This is a genomic window from Caballeronia sp. S22, from assembly GCF_964261745.1.
Classification (GTDB): domain Bacteria; phylum Pseudomonadota; class Gammaproteobacteria; order Burkholderiales; family Burkholderiaceae; genus Caballeronia; species Caballeronia jiangsuensis.
This window is the reverse complement of sequence record NZ_OZ180035.1, coordinates 302,667-324,405: the sequence shown is the minus strand read 5'-3', so window position 1 is coordinate 324,405 and position 21,739 is coordinate 302,667. Positions and strand designations below refer to the sequence as shown.

The 21,739-nt window shown below is 62.7% G+C and carries 21 protein-coding genes; 7 read left to right on the top strand and 14 right to left on the bottom strand.

What is annotated here, in order from left to right:
- Window position 1: 1 nt before the first annotated feature.
- The 4 genes from gudD to garL all read right to left on the bottom strand — a co-directional run bounded on the left by gudD (window position 2) and on the right by garL (window position 4,826).
- On the bottom strand, window positions 2-1,342 hold the full coding sequence (gudD, locus tag ACEN42_RS01490) for a glucarate dehydratase (protein ID WP_035509459.1): 1,341 nt from the start codon (window positions 1,340-1,342) through the stop codon (window positions 2-4).
- A gap of 31 nt (window positions 1,343-1,373) precedes the next feature.
- Window positions 1,374-2,732: an MFS transporter gene (locus ACEN42_RS01485; protein WP_371880480.1), complete on the bottom strand. Its 1,359-nt coding sequence runs from the start codon at window positions 2,730-2,732 to the stop codon at window positions 1,374-1,376.
- A gap of 354 nt (window positions 2,733-3,086) precedes the next feature.
- Window positions 3,087-3,980 (bottom strand): 2-hydroxy-3-oxopropionate reductase, encoded by an 894-nt coding sequence (locus ACEN42_RS01480; protein ID WP_035509464.1) that lies wholly within the window; start codon window positions 3,978-3,980, stop codon window positions 3,087-3,089.
- A gap of 60 nt (window positions 3,981-4,040) precedes the next feature.
- Window positions 4,041-4,826 carry a 2-dehydro-3-deoxyglucarate aldolase gene (gene garL, locus ACEN42_RS01475; RefSeq protein ID WP_371880479.1) on the bottom strand — a complete coding sequence of 262 codons (786 nt, stop codon included), beginning with the start codon at window positions 4,824-4,826 and terminating at the stop codon, window positions 4,041-4,043.
- A 380-nt stretch (window positions 4,827-5,206) separates the two neighbouring features.
- Between garL and ACEN42_RS01470 the strand changes: the two genes are divergently transcribed.
- The 4 genes from ACEN42_RS01470 to ACEN42_RS01455 all read left to right on the top strand — a co-directional run bounded on the left by ACEN42_RS01470 (window position 5,207) and on the right by ACEN42_RS01455 (window position 7,799).
- Window positions 5,207-5,908, top strand: a complete 702-nt coding sequence (locus ACEN42_RS01470) for a FadR/GntR family transcriptional regulator (RefSeq protein ID WP_371880478.1) — start codon at window positions 5,207-5,209, stop codon at window positions 5,906-5,908.
- A 533-nt stretch (window positions 5,909-6,441) separates the two neighbouring features.
- Window positions 6,442-6,918 (top strand): Hcp family type VI secretion system effector, encoded by a 477-nt coding sequence (locus ACEN42_RS01465; protein WP_371880477.1) that lies wholly within the window; start codon window positions 6,442-6,444, stop codon window positions 6,916-6,918.
- Window positions 6,887-7,438, top strand: a complete 552-nt coding sequence (locus tag ACEN42_RS01460) for an STM2901 family protein (protein WP_371880476.1) — start codon at window positions 6,887-6,889, stop codon at window positions 7,436-7,438. Before ACEN42_RS01465 ends, ACEN42_RS01460 begins: the two co-directional genes overlap by 32 nt.
- Window positions 7,413-7,799, top strand: coding sequence for a DUF1493 family protein (locus ACEN42_RS01455; protein ID WP_238217985.1), 387 nt, complete (start codon window positions 7,413-7,415; stop codon window positions 7,797-7,799). The genes ACEN42_RS01460 and ACEN42_RS01455 overlap by 26 nt, the downstream gene beginning before the upstream one ends.
- Before the next feature lie 133 nt (window positions 7,800-7,932).
- Here ACEN42_RS01455 and glmS read toward each other — a convergent pair whose 3' ends face one another.
- From glmS to ACEN42_RS01430, 5 genes are all read right to left on the bottom strand, one after another.
- Window positions 7,933-9,750, bottom strand: coding sequence for a glutamine--fructose-6-phosphate transaminase (isomerizing) (gene glmS / locus ACEN42_RS01450; protein WP_371880475.1), 1,818 nt, complete (start codon window positions 9,748-9,750; stop codon window positions 7,933-7,935).
- A gap of 82 nt (window positions 9,751-9,832) precedes the next feature.
- A complete protein-coding gene (gene glmU, locus ACEN42_RS01445; RefSeq protein WP_250482725.1) occupies window positions 9,833-11,194 on the bottom strand; it encodes a bifunctional UDP-N-acetylglucosamine diphosphorylase/glucosamine-1-phosphate N-acetyltransferase GlmU in 1,362 nt (453 codons plus the stop codon).
- A gap of 98 nt (window positions 11,195-11,292) precedes the next feature.
- Window positions 11,293-12,252, bottom strand: a complete 960-nt coding sequence (gene ttcA / locus ACEN42_RS01440) for a tRNA 2-thiocytidine(32) synthetase TtcA (protein ID WP_238217983.1) — start codon at window positions 12,250-12,252, stop codon at window positions 11,293-11,295.
- On the bottom strand, window positions 12,249-12,650 hold the full coding sequence (locus tag ACEN42_RS01435) for a dihydroneopterin aldolase (RefSeq protein WP_250482727.1): 402 nt from the start codon (window positions 12,648-12,650) through the stop codon (window positions 12,249-12,251). Before ACEN42_RS01435 ends, ttcA begins: the two co-directional genes overlap by 4 nt.
- Window positions 12,651-12,678: 28 nt before the next feature.
- The gene (locus ACEN42_RS01430; protein WP_371880474.1) at window positions 12,679-13,521 is read right to left on the bottom strand and encodes an SDR family oxidoreductase; all 843 of its coding nucleotides are present in this window, start codon (window positions 13,519-13,521) and stop codon (window positions 12,679-12,681) included.
- Between the two features lie 13 nt (window positions 13,522-13,534).
- Here ACEN42_RS01430 and ACEN42_RS01425 point away from each other — a divergent pair, with 13 nt between their 5' ends.
- On the top strand, window positions 13,535-14,740 hold the full coding sequence (locus ACEN42_RS01425) for a class I SAM-dependent methyltransferase (protein WP_187606569.1): 1,206 nt from the start codon (window positions 13,535-13,537) through the stop codon (window positions 14,738-14,740).
- A 10-nt stretch (window positions 14,741-14,750) separates the two neighbouring features.
- Window positions 14,751-14,945: a DUF2905 domain-containing protein gene (locus ACEN42_RS01420; protein ID WP_035511085.1), complete on the top strand. Its 195-nt coding sequence runs from the start codon at window positions 14,751-14,753 to the stop codon at window positions 14,943-14,945.
- Window positions 14,946-15,583: 638 nt separating this feature from the next.
- Here ACEN42_RS01420 and ACEN42_RS01415 read toward each other — a convergent pair.
- The 4 genes from ACEN42_RS01415 to ACEN42_RS01400 all read right to left on the bottom strand — a co-directional run bounded on the left by ACEN42_RS01415 (window position 15,584) and on the right by ACEN42_RS01400 (window position 20,502).
- Complete coding sequence (locus ACEN42_RS01415) at window positions 15,584-16,819, bottom strand: multifunctional CCA addition/repair protein (RefSeq protein WP_371880473.1); 1,236 nt, start codon at window positions 16,817-16,819, stop codon at window positions 15,584-15,586.
- Window positions 16,816-17,436 carry a glutathione S-transferase family protein gene (locus ACEN42_RS01410; RefSeq protein ID WP_371880472.1) on the bottom strand — a complete coding sequence of 207 codons (621 nt, stop codon included), beginning with the start codon at window positions 17,434-17,436 and terminating at the stop codon, window positions 16,816-16,818. Before ACEN42_RS01410 ends, ACEN42_RS01415 begins: the two co-directional genes overlap by 4 nt.
- An 18-nt stretch (window positions 17,437-17,454) precedes the next feature.
- Complete coding sequence (locus ACEN42_RS01405) at window positions 17,455-18,411, bottom strand: complex I NDUFA9 subunit family protein (protein WP_238295136.1); 957 nt, start codon at window positions 18,409-18,411, stop codon at window positions 17,455-17,457.
- Between the two features lie 123 nt (window positions 18,412-18,534).
- On the bottom strand, window positions 18,535-20,502 hold the full coding sequence (locus ACEN42_RS01400) for a transglycosylase SLT domain-containing protein (RefSeq protein ID WP_371880471.1): 1,968 nt from the start codon (window positions 20,500-20,502) through the stop codon (window positions 18,535-18,537).
- 7 nt (window positions 20,503-20,509) lie between these two features.
- Here ACEN42_RS01400 and ACEN42_RS01395 point away from each other — a divergent pair, with 7 nt between their 5' ends.
- A complete protein-coding gene (locus ACEN42_RS01395) occupies window positions 20,510-21,139 on the top strand; it encodes a 5-formyltetrahydrofolate cyclo-ligase (RefSeq protein WP_371881046.1) in 630 nt (209 codons plus the stop codon).
- On the opposite strand, the gene ACEN42_RS01390 is transcribed toward ACEN42_RS01395, so the two are convergent.
- A complete protein-coding gene (locus ACEN42_RS01390) occupies window positions 21,136-21,648 on the bottom strand; it encodes a winged helix DNA-binding protein (RefSeq protein WP_008352632.1) in 513 nt (170 codons plus the stop codon). The two genes, ACEN42_RS01395 and ACEN42_RS01390, sit on opposite strands and share 4 nt — an antisense overlap.
- Window positions 21,649-21,739: the final 91 nt, after the last annotated feature.

Below are 21,739 nucleotides of genomic sequence, written 5' to 3'. Positions count from 1 at the left end.
CTCAGCGCACGAGGCAAGGCTTCTTGTTGTCGAACTTCCAGTTCGGGATCAGATACTGCATCGCGACGCCGTCATCGCGCGCGCCGAGGCCGTGCTGCTGATAGAGCGCGTGCGCCTTCTCCACTTCGTCCATATCCAGCTCGACGCCCAGACCCGGCACTTCCGGCACCTTCACCTTGCCGCCGACGATCTGCAGCGGATCGCGCGTCAGACGCTGGCCGTCCTGCCAGATCCAGTGCGTATCGATCGCCGTGATCTTGCCGGGCGCGGCAGCGGCGACGTGCGTGAACATCGCGAGCGACACGTCGAAGTGATTGTTCGAGTGCGAGCCCCACGTGAGGCCCCAGTCGTTGCACATCTGCGCGACGCGCACCGAGCCTTGCATCGTCCAGAAATGCGGATCGGCGAGCGGAATGTCGACCGATTGCAACTGGATCGCGTGGCCCATCTGACGCCAGTCAGTCGCGATCATGTTGGTCGCCGTCGGCAGGCCGGTCGCGCGGCGGAACTCGGCCATCACTTCGCGGCCCGAATAGCCGTTTTCCGCGCCGCACGGATCTTCCGCGTAGGCCAGCACGTCGTGTTTGTCGCGGCACAGGCGGATCGCTTCGGCGAGCGACCATGCGCCGTTCGGATCGAGCGTCACGCGCGCTTCGGGGAAACGCTCGGCGAGCGCGGTGGCCGCTTCCATTTCCGCGTCGCCGGCGAGCACGCCGCCTTTCAGCTTGAAGTCGTTGAAACCGTAGCGCGCCTTCGCCGCTTCCGCGAGACGCACGACCGCTTCCGGCGTCAGCGCGACTTCGGTGCGCAGGCGCTCCCAGTCGTCGCGGCCATCCGCGCCGGACGCGTATTGCAGATCCGTCTTGTTGCGATCGCCGATATAGAACAGATAGCCGAGCATTTCAACTTCATCGCGCTGCTGACCTTCGCCGAGCAGCGCCGCGACGGGCACGCCCAGATGCTGGCCGAGCAAATCGAGCAACGCGGCTTCGAGCGCCGTGACCGCGTGAATGGTCGTGCGCAGATCGAAGGTTTGCAGCCCGCGGCCGCCCGCGTCGCGATCGGCGAACGCCTTGCGCACCTGATTGAGCACGGCCTGCATGTTGCCGATCGACTGGCCGACCACGTAGGCGCGCGCATCGTCGATCGTCTTGCGGATATTTTCGCCGCCCGGCACTTCACCGACGCCCGTGTTACCCGCGCTGTCCTTCAGGATCACGATGTTGCGCGTGAAGAACGGGCCGTGCGCGCCGGAGAGATTCATGAGCATGCTGTCGCGGCCGGCAACCGGCACGACGCGCAGTTCGGTGACTTTCGGAGTGGAATTGGCTTTCGTGGACATGAGCGTGATCCTGTAAGTTGAGCGAGTGATGTCAGTGCGCGCCGCGATGGATCGCGTGCCCGTCCTGCAAGTGGTCCGAGCGGCGATTGCGCGTGAGGAAGGCTGCGGCAGCCGCGATCAGCGACGCGAATCCGAGCGCGTACAAGCCGCCCGACACCGAACCCGTATGTTGTTGAAGATAGCCGAAAGTCGCGGGAGCGAAGAAGCCGCCGAGATTGCCGACCGAGTTAATGAGCGCGATCACGCCGGCCGCGACGCGCGCATCGAGATAGCCCTGCGGAATCGGCCAGAACAGCGACGCCGCCGCCTTGAAGCCGATCGCCGAGAAGCAGATCGCGACGAACGAGAGCACCGCGTTGCCCGTCGTCGATGCGAACAGGCCACACGCCGCGATCACGAGCGCCACGGCGAGCCACGCCTGCTGGAAGCGCCAGCGCGCGGAGAGCAGCGCGAAGCAGTACATCGCGACCATCGCGATCATCCACGGCACCGCGTTGAACAGGCCGACCTGGAAGTCGGTGAGGCCACCCATCTTGCGGATGATCGTCGGCAGCCAGAAGGTCGCCGCGTAGATCGTGAGCTGGATCGCGAAGTACAGGAAGCAGAACAGCACGATCTGCGGATCTTTCAGCAGTCTGATCGCGGAGACGTGCGCGCTGCCGCTCGCGGCTTCGCGCTCGGCTTGTTCCGTCGTGATCGCCTGTTGCAGTGCGCGTTGTTCGCCGGCGCTCAGCCAGTGCGCATCGCTGATGCGCGATTTCAGCAGCATCCAGCTTGCGCCGCACAGCAAGACGGAAAAGCCGCCTTCGATCAGGAACATCCACTGCCAGCCGTGCAGGCCGAAACCGCTGATCGACAGCAGACTGCCGGTGATCGGACCCGACAGCACCGACGCGAACGCCGAGCCGCCGAGAAAAATGGCGACCGCCTTGCCGCGCTCCTTCTGCGGCAGCCATTGCGTGAAGTAGTAGACGACACCCGGAAAGAATCCCGCTTCCGCGATGCCCAGCAGAAAGCGCAGCACATAGAACGACGTGTCGTTCCAGACGAAGGCCATCGCCGCCGCGACGATGCCCCACGTCCCCATGATCCGCGTGAGCCATGCGCGCGCGCCGTACTTCTGCATCAGCACGTTCGACGGCACTTCGAAAAGCGCATACCCGACGAAGAACAAGCCGCTGCCGAGACCGTACGCCGCCGCGCCGATGCCGAGATCGGCCTGCACGTGCGAGTTCACGAAACCGACGTTCACACGATCGATGTAGTTCGCGATGAACATGATGAGGAACAAGGGCAACACGTGGCGCTTGACCTTGGAGCTGGCCGATTCGAGCAGGTCGGCGGTTGGTGCGGCAAGAGGTGGATTCAAAACGTCTCCCGGGCGAATCATGTGGTACGTCGTCTGATGACATTCTAGGACGACGTTGCAATCCTGCCAATTGCGCGTTTACCCTTTTCTCATTTGGCCTTTAATGACGGACTTAAACCGTCAAACACTCATCGTAGGGCCATCATGCGGAGATTTGAGCTAAGAGGTCTGATGACTAGCAGTATTCGGTCGTTCGTCCAGGATTCCGACTGCTATGGACGCAAGAAGGCGCACGCGGACATCGATCTCGCGTGGGCGTAAGGAGCGATACGGGGAAAGTTTGACGACTTCGCGATCGGGCATTTCGCGCCAATCGGGAAGCGTTGAGACGATGCCGCCGGCGCAAGACCGGCAGCACCGAAGTTGCGGAAGAGCTTACTTCGCTTTCTGGCCGATCTCGTGATTGGCCATGATTTCGAGCGCGCGCACCATGCCCGAGTGATCCCACGCCTTGCCGCCGTGCGCCGCGCACGCGTTGAAAAGCTGCATACAGTTCGACGTGTTCGGCAGCGCGACGCCAAGCGCCTGAGCGGTGGCGAGCGCCAGATTCAAATCCTTCTGATGCAGCTCGATGCGAAAGCCCGGATTGAAGGTGCGCTTCGTCATGCGCTCGCCGTGCACTTCGAGAATGCGCGACGACGCGAAGCCGCCCATCAGCGCGGTGCGGACCTTCTCGGCATCGACGCCCGCTTTCGACGCGAGCAGCAATGCCTCGCCGACCGCCTCGATGGTCGCCGCGACGATCACCTGATTCGCGACCTTGCAGACCTGCCCCGCGCCGACTTCGCCGATCAGCGAGATGTTCTTGCCCATCATGTCGAAGAGCGGCTTGACCTTGTCGAAGGTAGCCTGCGCGCCGCCGACCATGATCGTGAGCGACGCGGCCTTCGCGCCGACTTCGCCGCCGGACACGGGCGCATCGAGATAATCGGCGCCCTTCTCGCGCACTTTCGCGGCGAACTCGCGCGTGGCGATCGGCGAAATCGAGCTCATGTCGACGACGATCTGACCGCTCTTCAGCTTGCTCGCGACGCCGTTCTCGCCGAACAGCACGCGCTCGACGTCCGGCGTGTCCGGCACCATCACGAAGATCACATCCGCCTTCTCGGCGACGGCGGCGGGCGAATCGCATGCCGTGGCGCCCGCGCCGGTGAGATCGGCGCTCACGCCGCTACGCGTGAATGCCGCGAGCTGGACGCCGTTCTTGAGAAGATTGGCCGCCATGGGATTGCCCATGATGCCCAGTCCGATGAAGCCTGCCTTTTGCATGTATCGCTCCTTGATGTCGATTTTCGGTGTCGGTCCGGTCGAGGATAGCGCTTGTCGCGCTCACGCCGGGATGAAGTGTTTCCTGACGGCCTGTGCCGCGTTCCTGAGCATGCCGAGATCCGCGCACACGGCGACGAGCGTGCAGCCCATCGCGAGATAGCGCTCGGCGTCCTCCTGCAAGGGCGCGAGAATGCCGCTCGGCTTGCCCGCCGCGTGCGCGCGCTCGAACACGTGTGCGATGGCCGCCTGAACGTCCGGATGATTTGCGTTGCCGAGGTGACCGTACGCCGCCGCGAGATCCGACGGGCCGACGAACAGCGCATCGACGCCTTCGACCGCGATGATCTCGTCGATTGCTTCGACCGCCGCGCGGCTTTCGATCTGCACCGCGACACTGATGTTGTCGTTCGCCACCTGGAAGTAGTTCGAAACCGTGCCGTAGCGATTGCCGCGATGCCCGACCGACACGCCGCGGATGCCCTGAGGAGGATAACGCGTCGCGGCGACGGCGCGCCCGGCCTGCGCGGCGTTGTCGACGAACGGGATCAGGAAATTCACGAAGCCCGCGTCGAGCAGCTTCTTGATCGCGATCGGATCGTTCGCCTGCGGGCGCACGACGGGCGCGCTCGGGCTGTCCTTCAGCGCCATCAACTGCGGGATGAGCGTGAGCGCGTCATTCGGCGCGTGCTCCGCGTCGAGCAGCATCCAGTCGAAGCCGACCACGCCGACAAGCTCGGTGACGATCGGGCTCGCAAGCGACATCCAGCAGCCGATCAGCTTCTTGCGTTCGCGCAGCGACGTTCGGAATGAGTTGGGCAGCGGTTGATACGGTGACGAAGACGGCATGATGCCTCCCTGTGAAGACGGCGATCTGATTGGAAAGCGGCACGTCCGAGAGCGTTATGTCATCAGACGTCTTAACACAGGGTACCGCTATTTTCAGGTTACACGACAGCGGCGTTAACCCTTATTTCCTTGTATTTCAGGCACTTTGCCGATGGCTCCCATCCTTCTACTTATACGATGTCTTATTTCTAGGATGAATCATCATGTGCATATGGCCGAATTGACGGGAACGTCCGCTGGCGGGAAGATGTGTTGTCGGACATCCGTAAGCGCCGTCGCGCCGTGCCAGCCCGAGCTTTTATCCTAGGCGAAGCGAAGACGTCCGACAACGAAGCAGCATCGACCTTCACAGAATCACACTCAGACAGCAGTGAATACCCATGGCCAGTCTCACCGAAAAAGTCGTCGCAAGTTTGTTCGAGGATATCGAACGTGGCGTCCTCCGTCCCGGCGACAAGATCCCGACCGAAGTCGCGCTGATGAAACAATTATCGGTGAGCCGCTCGGTCGTGCGCGAAGCGGTATCGCGCCTGCAGGCGGCGAATGTGGTCGAAACGCGTCATGGCGTCGGCACGTTCATTCGGGCGCCCGAGGATCGTGAAGCGGTGCGTCTGCCGGACGCGGATCTGTCCAGCCTTCTCGACATCATGGCGATCATCGAATTTCGCATCGATCTGGAAGGCGCGGCCGCTGCGCTCGCCGCCGGACGTCGCACGGATGCGCATCTCAAGCTGATCGCCGCGGCGCTCAAACGCTTCGAGGCGCAACTGACGAGCGGGAGCACGGATGTGCTGGAGCACGACGTGGAGTTTCACTTGCAGATCGCGCGGGCGAGCGGCAACCGCTATTTTTATGACGTGCTGAGCCAGATGGGGCGTGGTGTCAGTCCGCGGACGAGACTCGGTAAAGCGGAGATTGCGGAGCTGGATCAGATCGAGCGCTTGCGCAACGTGCTCAGCGAGCACAAGGCGATCTATCAGGCGATCCTCCGTCAGGATCCGGACGATGCGCGTGCCGCCATGCGCATGCATTTGAGCAACAGCCGGGAGCGGTTGAGACAGGTGCATTCGGCGGCGGCTTGAGCGCTGCGGTTTTGAGCAACGCAGACACGTTGCTTAAGTAAACAAAAGAGTTCGTATGTATACGTGGTAGTAGTTAACAAGGGCATCGCGAATCGGTGGATAACTTCCGATGCGCGTTTTACATCAGATGTTTACCGGATCAATAAGTCCGGTATTGCGCATCCGGTTTCGGACTGAAATTTGAACAACTTTCGCGCCGCGTCGATGGACGGCGAGTTGTTCAGAAATCGCCAACAGTTAACGCGGTGAGGTGCCAACAAGGTTGTCCACAGGCGCGGTGCGAGACTGGACGACGCACTCACGCCATCCGCGCAGGTCTTTTGCGTCGATGGACTCATGCGCTGTCGATCAGGTGTGTCACGTCGATCGACGCCACCTGCAGCCGCAGTCGTCGTTTTCGTACCGGTCATTCGGTTGAGCGTGGCTAGGTTACCGTCTGCCTCGCGCGCAGCCTCTGAATCTTGACCTTACTTTACAAACCTCCGGGCACGTGCGGAGTAATCTAAAGACTCCTAACTTGATAGGAGGTCGCAATGGCGGATATGTTCATCAGGTTTGACGGGATCACCGGCGAGTCGCAAGACGCGACGCATACCGACGAGATTGAGGTTCTAAGCTGGGGTTGGAACATTACCCAGAAATCCAGCATGCACTCCGGCTCAGGCGGTGGCGCGGCAAAAGCCTCAGTGTCGGATTTGCACTTTATCCATGCGATTGATCGCGCAAGCCCAAATCTCGCGAGCTATTGCTTTCAAGGGAAACATATCCCAAAAGTCTTGCTAACCATGCGTAAAGCGGGAGGCTCACCGCTTGAGTATTTCAAAATTACGATGCTCGATGTCATTGTCGCACACGTGGAACCAGCAGCAGGCGCCGGGGCGGCGCTCGAAAACGTTGCGCTGTCTTTTGCGCGAATGAGACAAGAATATGTCGTGCAAAGCGTAACTGGCGGCAGTCAAGGAGTCGTGACCGCGCTAATTGACGTCAAGCAAAACACTGTCGCTGCGTGAAGCTTCGCTTCGAGGTCAAGCGAGGAATGCACACGAACGCTTCATAAAAGATGTCACGGATTCGAAAATCAACACCTACGACTACGAGGGACACAAAAGACTCACACCGCAAGGTCTGTTTTTCTGCGTAATGGTCGAAGAAACCGTGAAAGCTTTAGGCGTAGAAGACATCACGGCAGTAATCGCGATTCTTGCGGGTCAGCCAGTATTACCGACGCGCGGGAAATTTGGCGGCGCCACGAAGGGAACTTCTGTCGCATCTAGAGTTAGCCGTGCTCTCTTTGACTACGATTTCCAACAAAACATCCTGCCGACGCTTACGAATAAATCAATCCTGGCGTTTCGTTTTCGGATGGTGAATAACCTGGGTGTTCTCATTGGACGATGGACGCCGATGGCTGGTTGGACAATTACCGCCTACGACGTAGTGAAGATATCCGTCTTGACGATCCTTCACTATAACCAGCTTGTCAATCCAGAGGATCAAATAAACGATGCAACCGCAGGAAGTCTCGGCTGAACTTGAGGCGTTCATACGGGAGGAGATTGGTTTATCTCCGAAGCAACCGTTGAGGCCGTCAGATACGCTAGAAAACGACTTTGGTATAACGGGTGATGACGCTGATGACTTTATGGGCGCTTTTTCGAAACGGTTTAACGTGGAACCCGGAGACTTTGATTTTCATCGCTACTTCGAAATGGAGGGTTTCAGCGTATGGCCGTTCTCCGTCTTTACCAATTGGTTGCACAAGCGTTGGGGAATCAAGAAGTACAACGAGAGAGAACCGCTTACCGTGGCGATGCTTCAACGCGCCATCGATCTCGGCGTCTGGGAGACGGAGCGCCTGAGGGAGCCGAAAATGCCTCCTGAGGCGCGATAGCCCTACAGCACGACCACTCGTCAGCGACCAAAAAAATTCATCCAGCCTCGTCTCTACTTCACCTTGAACAAAAAGCGCCTCCGAAGAGGCGCTTTTCTCCAGGCAAGAGGAGGTGTGAGACTGGGCCGCAGCCTCACTCCACTGTCACGGATTTCGCCAAATTCCGCGGCTTATCAACATCCGTCCCACGCGCACAAGCCGTGTGATACGCCAGCAACTGCAGCGGCACCACATGCAGAATCGGCGACAGCGCCCCATAGTGCTCCGGCATGCGGATCACATGGATACCGTCCTCGCTGACGATGCGCGTATCCGCATCCGCGAACACGTAAAGCTCACCGCCGCGCGCACGCACTTCCTGCATGTTCGACTTCAGCTTTTCGAGCAGCGTGTCGTTCGGTGCGACCGTCACAACCGGGATCGCTTCGGTGACGAGCGCGAGCGGCCCGTGCTTCAGTTCACCCGCCGGATACGCTTCCGCGTGGATGTACGAGATTTCCTTCAGCTTCAATGCGCCTTCGAGCGCGATCGGATAGTGCAGCCCGCGACCGAGGAACAGCGCATTCTCCTTGCGCGCAAACTCCTCGGACCACGCGATGATCTGCGGCTCCAGCGCGAGCACGCTGTTCAGCGCCGCCGGCAAGTGCCGCAGTTGCGTGAAATACGCGGCTTCCTGCTTCGCGTTCACATGACCGCGCATCTTCGCGAGCGTCACCGCGAGCACGAACAATCCGACGAGCTGCGTCGTGAATGCCTTCGTCGATGCCACGCCGATCTCCGTGCCCGCATGCGTCAGGAACGCGAACTCGGTCTGGCGCACCATCGCACTCGTCGCGACGTTGCACACGGCGAGCGTGTGCTTGTGGCCGAGCGACTGCGCGTGCTTGAGCGCGGCGAGCGTGTCGGCGGTTTCGCCCGATTGCGAGATCGTGACGACCAGCGCCTTCGGATTCGGCACCGACTCGCGATAGCGATACTCGCTCGCGATCTCGACCTGCGTCGGAATCTTGGCGATCGATTCGAGCCAGTACTTCGCCGTCAGACCCGAGTAGTAGCTCGTGCCGCACGCGAGAATCAGCAGGCTGTCGACGCCCGCGAACGCATCGCGCGCGCCTTCGCCGAAGAGGCTCGGGCTGAACTCATCGGCTTGCGGGATCGTGTCGGTGATCGCGCGCGGCTGCTCGAAGATTTCCTTCTGCATGAAGTGGCGATACGGCCCGAGTTCCACCGCGCCGCCATACGCCGTCACCACGCGCACTTCGCGCTCGGCGGGCACGCCTTCACGATCGACGATCTTCACGCCATCGAGCCCGATCTCCACGACATCGCCTTCTTCCAGGAACGCGAAGCGATCCGTGCTGCCGGCGAGCGCGAGCGCATCCGACGCGAGGAAGTTCTCGCCCTCGCCCACACCGACGACGAGCGGCGAACCCTGGCGCGCGCCCACGACCGTGTGCGGCTGATTCCGGTGCATCACGGCGATCGCATACGCGCCGTGCAGCTGCTTCACTGCCTCGCGCACGGTCTGGAACAGGTCGCCGCGATACATGCTGTGAATCAGATGCGCGATGACTTCTGTATCCGTCTGCGATACGAACTCGTAGCCCTTGCCCCTGAGCATCTCGCGCAGCGACTCGTAGTTCTCGATGATGCCGTTGTGCACGAGCGCGACGGTATCGCGCGAGAAGATCGGGTGCGCGTTGTCGGTGACGGGTGCGCCGTGCGTCGCCCAGCGCGTGTGGGCGATGCCCGTCATGCCGCCGAGATTTGTATCGCGCACTTGCGCGTCGAGATCGGACACGCGCGCGACGCTGCGCGCGCGGCGCGGCTCGCCGTTGCTCAGTACGGCCACGCCGCACGAGTCGTAGCCGCGATACTCGAGGCGGCGTAGACCTTCGACCAGCACCGAGACGATGTTACGTTGCGCTACCGCGCCGACAATTCCGCACATGGACGTTCATCCTTTGAAACTTGCATTCGAAAGCGCGGTGCTTAAGGCGCCGCGCGCGTTGGGCTGAGTCTTCTCGACAGCCTTACGACTTCTTCTTCACCGGGCGCTTGTAGCCCGCCTTGCTCACCTGCGTCTTCTCGTTCAAGACCAGCTCGCCTTCACCGACATCCTTCCACACCGTCGTGCCCGCCGCGATCGTCACGCCGCGGCCCACGCGCACCGGCGCGACCAGTTGCGTATCCGAGCCGACGAACACGTCGTCGTCGATTACCGTGCGATGCTTGTTCGCGCCGTCGTAATTGCACGTGATGGTGCCCGCGCCGATGTTCACGCGCGCACCGATATCCGAATCGCCGATATAGCTGAGATGGTTCGCCTTCGAGCCGTGCCCGAGCACCGCGTTCTTCACCTCGACGAAGTTGCCGACGTGCGCTTCGTCAGCGAGCTTCGCGCCCGGACGCAGCCGCGCATACGGCCCGAGCACGACGTTCGCGCCGGTCGTGCCGCCTTCGATATGCGTGTACGCATCCACACGCGTGCCCGCGCCGATCACGGCATCGCGGAGCACGCAGTTCGGGCCGATCGTCACGTTGTCCGCGAGCGTCACGCGCCCTTCGAACACGCAGTTCACGTCGATCGACACATCCGCGCCGCATTCGAGCGTGCCGCGCACGTCGATACGCGCCGGGTCCATCAGCGTCACGCCCGCGTCGAGCAGCGCATTCGCGACGTTGCGCTGATGGATGCGCTCCAGTTCCGCGAGCTGAATCTTGCTGTTCACGCCGAGCGTTTCCCATTCGGCGTCCGGTTGCGCGGTGACGACTTCGACGCCAGCGTCGATCGCGCGCTCGACCACGTCCGTCAGATAGAACTCGCCCTGCGCGTTGTTGTTCTTCAGCGACGCGAGCCACGTTTCGAGCGTGCGCGTCGGCGTGATCACGATGCCCGTGTTGATTTCCGCGATGCGCCGCTCTTCCTCGCTCGCATCCTTCTGCTCGACGATCTTTTTCACCTTCCCGGCCGCGTCGCGCACGATGCGCCCGTAGCCGGCCGGATCGTTCACGCTCACCGTCAGGACGCCGTAGCGCTCTGCGCCCGCAGCGTCGATCAGGCGCTTGAGCGTGCTTGCGCGCGTGAGCGGCACGTCGCCGTACAGCACGAGCGTCGGCACCGACGGATCGAGCAGCGGCAGCGCCTGCTGCACGGCATGTCCCGTGCCGAGTTGCCGGTCCTGCAGCGCGAACTGGACGTCCGGCGCGCCGACGGCTTCGCGGACCTTATCGGCGCCGTGCCCGACGACGACGACGAGACGCGTCGGCGACAGCGTCCGGGCCGTGTCGATGACGTGCGCGAGCAAAGGCTTGCCCGCCAATGAATGGAGCACTTTCGGCAGGGCTGAGCGCATGCGCTTGCCCATGCCGGCAGCCAGAATCACGATGTTCATCGCAGGAAGCCTTACTCGGTATGACGAGCCGCCAATATATCAAGCAGCCCTCTGACGCAGTGCGGCGTAACCCACGCTGCGCCATATTGGAAAAAAGGTTACAGATCGTCGAATTGGACAATTGAAACCGCGCCGGGCGCTGCCGACGGTTCGCTTGCACACGGTTCCTCGTCGAACGCGATATCGCCCTGAGGATCCGCCTCGCCCGTCGCGCGCAGTCCCGCGAACGGGAAAAGTTTGCTGTCCATCAGATGCGACGGCACCACGTTCGACAGCGCGTTGAACATATTGTCCACGCGCCCCGGAAAACGCTTGTCCCATTCGCGCACGAGCGCCTTCATTTCCGCGCGCTTCAGGTTCGGCTGGCTGCCGCACAGATTGCACGGGATGATCGGAAATTCGCGCAGTTCTGCGTACTTCTCCAGATCCACTTCCTTCACATAGGCGAGCGGACGGATCACGACGTTCTTGCCGTCGTCGGATTGCAGCTTGGGCGGCATGCCTTTGAGCTTGCCGCCGTAGAACATGTTGAGCAGCAGCGTCTGCAGGATGTCGTCGCGATGATGGCCGAGCGCGATCTTGGTCGCGCCGAGCTCGCCCGCCACGCGATACAGAATGCCGCGGCGCAGGCGCGAGCAGAGCGAACATGTGGTCTTGCCTTCCGGCACGAGACGCTTGACGATGCTGTACGTGTCCTGATTCTCGATGTGGAACGGAATATCGAGCTTGCTCAGGTATTCCGGCAAAACGTGCTCCGGAAAGCCCGGCTGCTTCTGATCGAGATTGACGGCGACGATCTCGAAGTTGATCGGCGCGCGCTCGCGCAGACGCATCAGGATTTCGAGCATCGCGTAGCTGTCCTTGCCGCCCGACAGGCACACCATCACCTTGTCGCCTTCCTCGATCATGTTGAAGTCGCCGATTGCCTCGCCGACCTGCCGCACGATGCGCTTGTAGAGCTTGTTGTTCTCGTACGCTTCCTTCTGCTGGCGCTTCGTCAGCGCCTCGCGCGCGGGCTTCTGGGCCTCGGCGACTTCGATCGTGTCACGCGCGTTCATGCTCGTTCCTCTTTGATGCGGAAGACTTCGACGCCCACCGCGTCGCAGTCGGGATAGACGTCGGGCTTTTCCGTCGATACGGCAACCGCGCGCACGTCCGGATGCGCGAGCAAGGCGGCGGCGACGTCGTCGCAGAGCGTTTCCTGCAAGTGGATGTGACCCTGCTTCACGCGCGCGGCGATGGTCGAGCGCATGAAGTCGTAATCGACGACTTCGGACAATTTGTCCGCGACGGGCGTCGACAGCGCGAGCGGCACATACAGCTCGACGTTGATCACGACGCGTTGCTCGCCGCGCTTCTCGAAGTCATGCACACCGATGTTGATGCGCACTTCGTAGTTGCGCAGAAAAAGCCGCCGGCAATCGGTCAGCCGGGGATGCGAAAGTGCGGCAAGCATGTGAGTTCCAATATTCAATAAGCGCGTTTCAAGGCGTGCGTGAGCCGAACATGTACATCACGTCGCGCGGGCTCGGCACGAGGTGCTGGCCGCCATCGACGACGAGCGTCGTGCCGGTCACGCCGTGCGCGTTCGCGAGATAGCACGCGGCCTGCGCCACGTCTTCAACCGTCGATGCGCGATTCAGCGGCGTCACGCGATGCGCCGCCTCGAACGACGCGGGCGTCTGCCCGGTGGAAATGAGCGTGAGGCCCGGCGCGAGGCCGACGACACGCAGCTTCGGCCCGAGCGCCTGCGCGAGCGCGACGGTGGCGTTTTCGAGCGCCGCCTTCGTCAGCGTGTACGACAGGTAATCAGGATTCATGTTGTACAGCTTCTGGTCCAGCACGTTGATGACAACGCCGCGTTGCGCGTCGTCACCGGCCGCGGCATCGGGCGTGATCTCGTGCAGCATGCGCGCGAGCGTCAACGGCGCGGCGACATTGACGGCGGTCATTTCCAGCAGTTTTGCGTAGCCGAAGTCGATGGCCGTGTCTTCGTCGAAACGCGACGCGCAGTTCACGACGCAGTTCAGCCCGCCGAACGCCTCGACGCACGCGGGCACGAGCCGCGCGACTTCGGCCTCGACACCCAGATCCGCCTTCAGCGCGACCGCGCGCCGCCCGAGCGCCGCGATATCCGCGACGGTTTCCCGCGCTTCATGCTCCGATCCGCCGTAATGCACGGCCACATCCCAGCCCCGTCGCGCGAATTCCAGCGCGACGCCGCGCCCGATGCGCTTTGCCGCGCCGGTCACGAGCACGACGCGGGAACGCGCAACGGAACCGGAAGACGGTGAGTTGGCGGAAGAAAACGGCGTGGAAGCGCTCATTTACAATACTGGGATGAATCCGAATGCCAGACAAACCGATAGTTTACCTGCTCCGGGCGCCGACGCGCTCGCGCAATCCGAAGCGCTGACCGACCTGCTGCGCGGACGCATCGCCGCGGCGGGCGGCTGGCTGCCGTTCGACCGCTATATGGACCTCGCGCTGTACGCGCCCGGTCTGGGCTATTACAGCGGCGGCGCGATGAAATTCGGCCGCCGCGCGGAAGACGGCAGCGATTTCGTCACCGCGCCGGAACTGTCGCCGCTTTTTGCGACGACGCTCGCGCGACCGGTCGCGCAGGCGTTGCAGCAGAGCGGCACGCGGCAACTGATGGAATTCGGCGCGGGCACCGGCAAGCTCGCGGCGGGTTTGCTGACCGCGCTCGCCGATCTCGACGTGCCGTTCGACAGTTACGCGATCGTCGATCTGTCCGGCGAGTTGCGCGCGCGCCAGCGCGAGACCATCGAAAAGCAGGCGCCCGCGCTCGCCGCGAAGGTGACGTGGCTCGACGCGCTGCCCGACGCGTTCGAAGGCGTCGTGATCGGCAATGAAGTGCTCGATGCGATGCCCGTGCGCCTCGTGGTGCGCAAGCTTGGGGCGTGGCACGAGCGCGGCGTTGTCGTGCTGAACGATCGCCTGGCCTTCGACGACCGGCCGATCGCGCCGGATGCGCAAGTCGAACTGATCGATGCCGCCATCGACGAAGCCAACGACGAGCCGTTCGCCGAATACGTCACCGAGACGCACGAAGCCGCGCTCGCGTTCACGAAGACGGTCTGCACGATGCTCACGCGCGGCGCGGCGTTTTTCATCGACTATGGATTTCCGCGGCGCGAGTTCTACCACGCGCAGCGCGCGACGGGCACGCTGATGTGCCACTACCGGCATCGGGCGCACGCGGACCCGTTTCTGTATCCCGGTTTGCAGGACATCACGGCGCACGTGGAATTTACGGGCATCGCGGAGGCTGGCGTCGAGACGGGCGCCGATCTGCTCGGCTTCACGTCGCAGGCGCGTTTCCTGATGAACGCCGGTATCACCGATGTGCTTGCGGACCTCGATCCCGCCGACGTGAAGCGCTTTCTACCCGCGGCGAATGCGGTGCAGAAGCTGCTGTCGGAAGCGGAGATGGGCGAGTTGTTCAAGGTGATCGCGTTTTCTCGCGGCATTCCCGGTACGCTCGACGCGTTCGCGACGGGCGATCGTTCTCACACGCTATGAGTGCGCGATCATGATCCGCTGGCTGCTCACGACGTTTATCGCGCTTGCGATTCTTTCCGGCTCGCTGCCGTGGCTGAAGAAGATCGGCATCGGGCGGTTGCCGGGGGATTTCACGTTGCGGATCTTTGGGCGTGAGTATTCGTTTCCGTTTATGTCGACGCTACTGTTGTCGGTTTTGTTGTCGTTGATCGCGCGGGCGATTTGAGGTTTTTTTGGTTTTCGCCGGATCCCGGTTTCGCGGTGGTCTATTAGCACTGCCCCTCCCCGGGGCGGGGGTCACTTTCTTTGCTGCTGCAAAGAAAGTAACCAAAGAAACAGCTCTCCCCAGCCTAAGCACTTCACACCGGCCGCGGCACAGGCGATTGGCCTAATGGCCCGGCAATAGCGAGTGCCCCCACAAGCAGACAAGGGCTTGGATCGCGCACGGTCTGACTCATCGCACCACAGAACAAACTGGTTCAGCACCGAATAGCTCCGGCCCGCTTCGCGGCCGATGGGTCAATCGGGTGTGCGTACGCTTCGTCTTCGATGGTTTCCCTTGCATACCCGGCGGCAGCGCGCAGCGCTGTGCCGAAGCTCTTTGGTGCTGAACCAGCGCGCTAAAACGTCTAGCTCGTCAGACCGTGCGCGAGCCAAGCCCGGTTGGGCCTTTGGGGGCGACACTTAGGCGAGTGCCACCGCGGGCTGGCAAGCATGGCCAACGTGCGTGTGACCGCGGGCGGTGAGAAGCTGCTTTCTTTGGTTACTTTCTTTGCAGCAGCAAAGAAAGTGACTGCCGCCCCGCACAGGGGCAACGCTAATAAACCAACACGAAACCGGGATCCGGCGAAAAAAAACCAAACCTCATCCCCCGAACGCCCCCTTCACCGCCGCGACCCGCGCATCATGCACGGCATCCTTGATCCTGGAAGGCTGATCCGCGAAGTCCTGCGCAACCGCCCCCGCATCCACCGCCCGCGCTGCGACCAGCGCCTCCCTCAGCCGCTCCGCCTGCGGATAAGCCTGCTGCTCCAACCCGAGCCGCCCGCGCGCATCCGCAAGACACGCTTGCAGCGCTTCAGCAAACCGCGCCGGCTTGCGCAACGCATCCGAGCGCTCGAACAGCCTGACAAGCGCGGCCGCGCCCATCTCCATGACGCGATGAATATTGCCGTGCTCACGCGCGACGAGCATCGCCAGATCGCGGCATTCGTTCGGCACGCGCAACCGCTCGCAAAGCGGCCGCAACAGATCGACGCTTCGCCCCTCATGGCCGATATGACGCGGCAAGATGTCCTCCGGCGTCGTCGCCTTGCCAAGGTCGTGCGTGAGCGCGGCGAAGCGCACCGGCAACGCGAATCTCTGTGACGCAGCGTAGTCGAGCACCATCATCACATGCACGCCCGTATCCACTTCCGGGTGATAGTCCGCGCGCTGTGGCACGCCCCACAAGGCATCGACTTCCGGGAGAATCCGCGCGAGCGCGCCGCATTCGCGCAGCACCTCGAACATGCGCGACGGCTTCGTCTCCATCAGTCCGCGCGACACTTCCTGCCATACGCGCTCGGGCACGAGCGCATCGACTTCGCCCGCCGCGACCATCTTCTTCATCAGTTTGGCAGTTTCCGGCGCGACATCGAAATCCGCGAAACGCGCCGCGAAGCGCGCAAGCCGCAGAATGCGCACCGGATCTTCGATGAACGCATCGCCGACATGCCGGAACAGCTTGTCCCTGAGATCAGCCGCGCCGTTGAACGGATCGATGACCGGCCCGGTCAGCTCGCCCGCCGGCGTGACCTCGCGCGCCATCGCATTGATCGTGAGATCGCGCCGCGCCAGATCTTCCTCGAGCGTCACATCGGGCGAAAAGTAAAACTGGAAGCCGTGGTAGCCCGCCGCCGTCTTGCGCTCCGTGCGCGCGAGCGCGTATTCCTCGTGGGTCTCGGGATGCAGAAAAACCGGAAAGTCCTTGCCGACCGGCCGATATCCCTGCGCCACCATCTGCTCGGGCGTCGCTCCCACGACGACGTAATCGCGATCCACCACCGGCACGCCCAGCAACGCGTCGCGGATCGCGCCGCCTACTGCGTAGATGTTCATCGCGCTTCCTCGCGCGCGCCCTCGATCCACGCGGCGACCGCCGGCAACGCCGTGACGCGCTTCGCATAGTCGAGCGACGTCGCGCTCAGTTCAGGCGCGTAAGTGTTGAAGCGCATGACGACCGGTGCGAACATCGCATCCGCGATGCCGAAGTCGCCGAACAAGAACGGCCCGCCCGACGCGGCCAGGCATTCCGCCCAGATCGCCTCGATGCGCGCGATATTCGCGAGCGCGCCCGGTGTCGCGCCCGTGCCCGGCGCGTGCGTCGTGATTTCCATCGGCATGTTCTGGCGCAGGTCCGCGAAACCCGCGTGCATCTCCGCGCTGATGCTGCGGGCGCGCGCGCGAGCGGCGGCGTCGCGCGGCCACATCGCGTGCTCGGGGTGCTGCTCGGCAATCGTCTCGACGATCGCAAGCGATTCCCACACCGAATCGCCCGCATCGGTGATGAGGCACGGCACCTTGCCGGACGGCGAAACGTCGAGAATCTTCGATTTCGTGTCGGGCTGGCCGAGACGGATCAGCGTCTCATCGAACGGGATGCCGAAATGTTTGAGCAGCACCCACGGCCGCATCGACCAGGAAGAGTTGAACTTGTCACCGATAACGAGTTTCATGCGATCACAAAAAAAGAATTAACGATGCGCCGTGGCGCGAAATGCGTTGAAGCGCGAACGCGTCGAGTTGCCGGAAAGATAAAGCGGCGCGATGGTCTCGATGCTCGCCGGCTCGTCGATGCCCAGTTCCGGCGCAAGCGGCCCGCTCGCAACGTTCGGCGTTTTCATCGAATCGAGATTGTCGCGCGAGATGATGGGTTGGCCGGGCGCCATTTCCATGGTCATCGCCTGCAGGCGGCCGAGGCTCTCCGGCAGCTTGATGATGCGCGAATGCTTGCCGATGGTCGCGCCCGAGAAGCGCACGAGTTCCGCCAGCGTGTAGACGCCCGGACCCGCGAGTTCGTAGACATGGCCGTTGGCGGCGTCGAGATCGAGCACGTTGACCATCGCCTTCGCCACATCGCCGACGAACACCGGCTGGAACTGCGCATCGGCGCATGCGAGCGGAATCACCGGGAACATGCGCTCGAGAAACGCGAACTGATTGAGCAGATTGTCCTCGGGACCGAACACGACGGAACTGCGGAAAATGGTCCAGTCGAGTCCCGACTCGCGGACGATCTTCTCGCCATCGCCCTTCGAGCGCAGATACATGCTCGGACCTTCGCTGTCCGCGCCTATCGCGCTCATGTGCAGGAGACGCCGCACGCCCTTCGCCTCGCACGCGGCGGCGATCTTGCGCGGCAGCTCGACATGCGCCTTCGCGAACTCGGGCCCATACGGGTCGTCGCGATGCCCCTGAAGAATGCCGACGAGATTGATCACCGCATCGCTCTGATCGATGAACGCGGCGAGTTGCACGGGATCGTGCACGTCGGTTTCGATGACATCGATGGGCAAAAGCGTGAGGTGCGCGGCATTGATGCGCCGTCGGGTCGCGATCCGCACGGTCTTGCCGAGATCGACGAGCGCATTGACGAGATGACTGCCGATGAAACCCGAACCGCCGATCAGCGCTACATGTTGGTGTCGCATAGTTCGCCTCTTGGGTCGCGGCCTGACGAATGCGGCTTCAGTTCAGAACGGCGGGGCCGAAAATGAAAACGCCCGCGCGTCCTGCCATGCGACGCGCGGGCGTGATGTTTCGTGTCCGGACGGTCAGGGTGCGATATAGCCCAGACGCGCCTTCAACGACTGCGGACGGCCTTCGAACAGCGCTGCATAGTAGACGGTGTTCGACAGCACGTTCTTCACGTAATCGCGAGTCTCGGTAAACGGGATCGTTTCAGCAAATACCGCGCCTTCCACCGGTGCACGCAAGCCCTGACGCCACTGGCTCGGGCGGCCCGGCCCGGCGTTGTAGCCTGCGGTGGCGAGTACGGCCGAGTTATCGAATTGATTGTAGATCATCGACAGGTAATTCGTGCCGAGCAGGATATTGGTGTTGATGTCGTTCATCTGCGCGCGCGATACCGGACCGAGACCGATCTTCTTCGCGACGAGTTGCGCCGTGCCGGGCATCAACTGCATGAGCCCGCCCGCGCCGACTTCCGAGCGCGCGTTGATGATGAAGCGCGACTCCTGACGGATCAGGCCATACGCCCATTCGATGTCGAGACCGGTGTTCTGTGCATCGCGCTCGACGATATCGCGGAACGGCGACAGATAACGCAGCGTGAAATCATGCTCGGCCTTCGTCTTGTCCGCGGTGTTGACGGTGCGGTCGAACAGCTCGATGCGTTTCGCGTACTGCGCGGCCGCGATCAGTTGCCGGTCGGTCATGGTGCGCAGCGGCCAGTTCCATTCACGATTGCCTTCGAGACGCATGTTCAGCGCGTAGAAACGCTGCGACAGCGCGAAACCCGGCACCGATTGCATCTGCGCGATCTCGGCATCCGACACCGCGGTCCGCGGCGGCACGTTGATCTTCTGGCCGAGCTCTTCGAGCGCGAGCTGGCCGTAGAAGTTGTACTGATCCGCGATGCTCTGGAATTCCTGATTCGCCGTGGCCGTGTCGCCGGCCTGCTTCACGGCGCGTGCGTGCCAGTAGACCCATGAGGGCTGAGCGCGCAAGCTCGGCGGCATCTGCTCGATGGACCAGCGCACCATGTTCCAGTCGCCGACGAGCAATGCACTGCGCGTGCGCCATTCGTACGCCGGGTTCGACAATTGCGCGTTCGCCGACAGCCGATACCAGTCCGCCGCCGACGGCATGCGCTTGAGCGCCGCCTGATAGCCGATGGTGCCCCAGCCGACCGCGCGCTCGGCCGGCGTCAGGCTCGGCGCGACGGAGGTGAAGGTGGCGGCGGCCATCGCCGGATCGTTGCGAGCCATGCGCGTGATCGCGAGCAGCGTCAGCTGATGCGCCGGGGTGTTGGGCATCACGCCGCGCGCGATATAGAGCGGCGGTTTGTTGACGGCGTCGTCGAGGAGCGAATCCTTCGGTTTTTCCTGGCCGAGCGCCTCGACGATGTTCGAGCCGGTCGTCGTGTAGTTCTGCTCGTAGGCGAGACGGATCTGCTGCCAGATGTCGTCGCTCGTGAACTGGCCCGACTCCGCGAGCGCACCGATCAGGTCGATGCAGCCGTCGCCGTACCATTTCGGCTCGACGAGCAGCGCGCGCGCCGCATCCGCGACGTTTTCGCCGCGCGACATGCGCGCTTCGAGCGCGTAGCACTTGACCTGCGTGTCGTCATTGAGAACGAAACGGGAATATTGCTGCTCGAAGTTTTTCCAGTCGTGACGGCTGCCGAGCACGACGAGATAGTCGTTGCGCATGCGGTCGGCGATCGCCTGGCCGTCGTAGCGCTGCAGGAACGAGAGCACCGGCGCGTCGGGCGCGTCGATGCGCGCGTGGCCTTGCGAATCGAAAAGCTGCGGCTTGATCGTGAAGTATTCGATATAACTCGGCGCCGGATAGTCCGGAATCTGCGCGGCGAGCGCGGCAGCCTTGCCGGCATCGTTCGTGCGAGCGGCATCGCGCAATTGCAGGAAGATGCGGTCGTCGGACGTGGGCGAGAGATCGGCATCGGGACGGACGGCGGAAGCAGTACCGCAGGCGACGAGCGTCGCTGCTGCAAGGGCTGCGCCGACCACGAGATATACTCGGTTGAGGCGTTTTGACATCTTATTTCTGGAGCGCGAGGTGGTCCTGAGATCGGAGGAAAGCATAGCACGCAACGTTTGCGATCAACCCAAGAGCGAACCGAAAAGCGCATTGCGCGCAACGCTTCTCGCGACCCGCGAGGCGCAAAGCGAGCAAGCCGGCCACGCCGCGAAGAACGAAGCGATCGCGCGGCGCATCGAAGAGGTGCTCGCGCGGCACGACGCGCGGTGCGTCGGCTTCTACTGGCCGGTCGCGGGCGAGTTCGACGCACGCGACGCGCTCACGCGCTGGCTCGCAGCCGACAATGCGCGCGGCGCCGCGCTGCCGGTGGTCGTGAAACCACATGCGCCGATGGTGTTTCACGCGTGGAGCGCGCACGCGCCGATGAAGGAAGGCCGCTACCGGATTCCGGTGCCCGCTGAAGAGCGGGTCGTGGTGCCGGAACTGCTGCTGATTCCGTGTGTCGGTTTCGACGCGGATCGGTATCGGCTGGGGTATGGCGGCGGCTATTACGATCGCACGCTCGCCGCGTGGCCGAACGGCGAGCGGCCGGTGACGGTCGGCATCGCGTACGAATCGGGCAGGTGCCGCACGTTGCCGCGCGAGGCGCACGACATGCCGCTCGACGCGATCGTCACCGAATCCGCGATCTACTAAAGCGATGCCGCCGCGCGTGCGGCGGTATCGTAGAGGCCGGATGCATTGCGCATCAATTGCGCGGCCTCGCCGATCTGCTCGTTGGTGAGACCGCTTTCGCGCAACGTCTCGATGAGGCACGCCTCACGCACTTCGCGATACTTGCCGCACAATTCGCGTCCCGCCGGCGTCGCGGAGAAGAACACTTCCTTGCCGGATTTCTCGCTTTGCACGTAGCCGCGCGCGACGAGTTTCTTCAGTGCATACGTGGCAACGTGTGTGTCCTCGATGTTCAGCACGAAGCAGATGTCGGCGAGCTTCTTCTTGCGGTCGCGATGGCTCACGTGATGTAGCAGCGACACTTCCACCGCCGTCATGTCCTTCGCGCCCGCCGCGGACATGCAACGCACCATCCAGCGATTGAACGCGTTGCCCGCCATGATGAGGCCGTATTCGAATTCCGACAGTTCCGCGCTGGCTTCGGAGACGAGATGCTCGGACGAGACGATTTTGGTGGGATGACGCGGCATGGCGGTGACCGATTTGCAGTGCGTTGGAGTGTAGCGCAACGTCATTTTCGCGAGCGAAGCGCGCCTCGGCAAAAACGTGAATTGATAATTT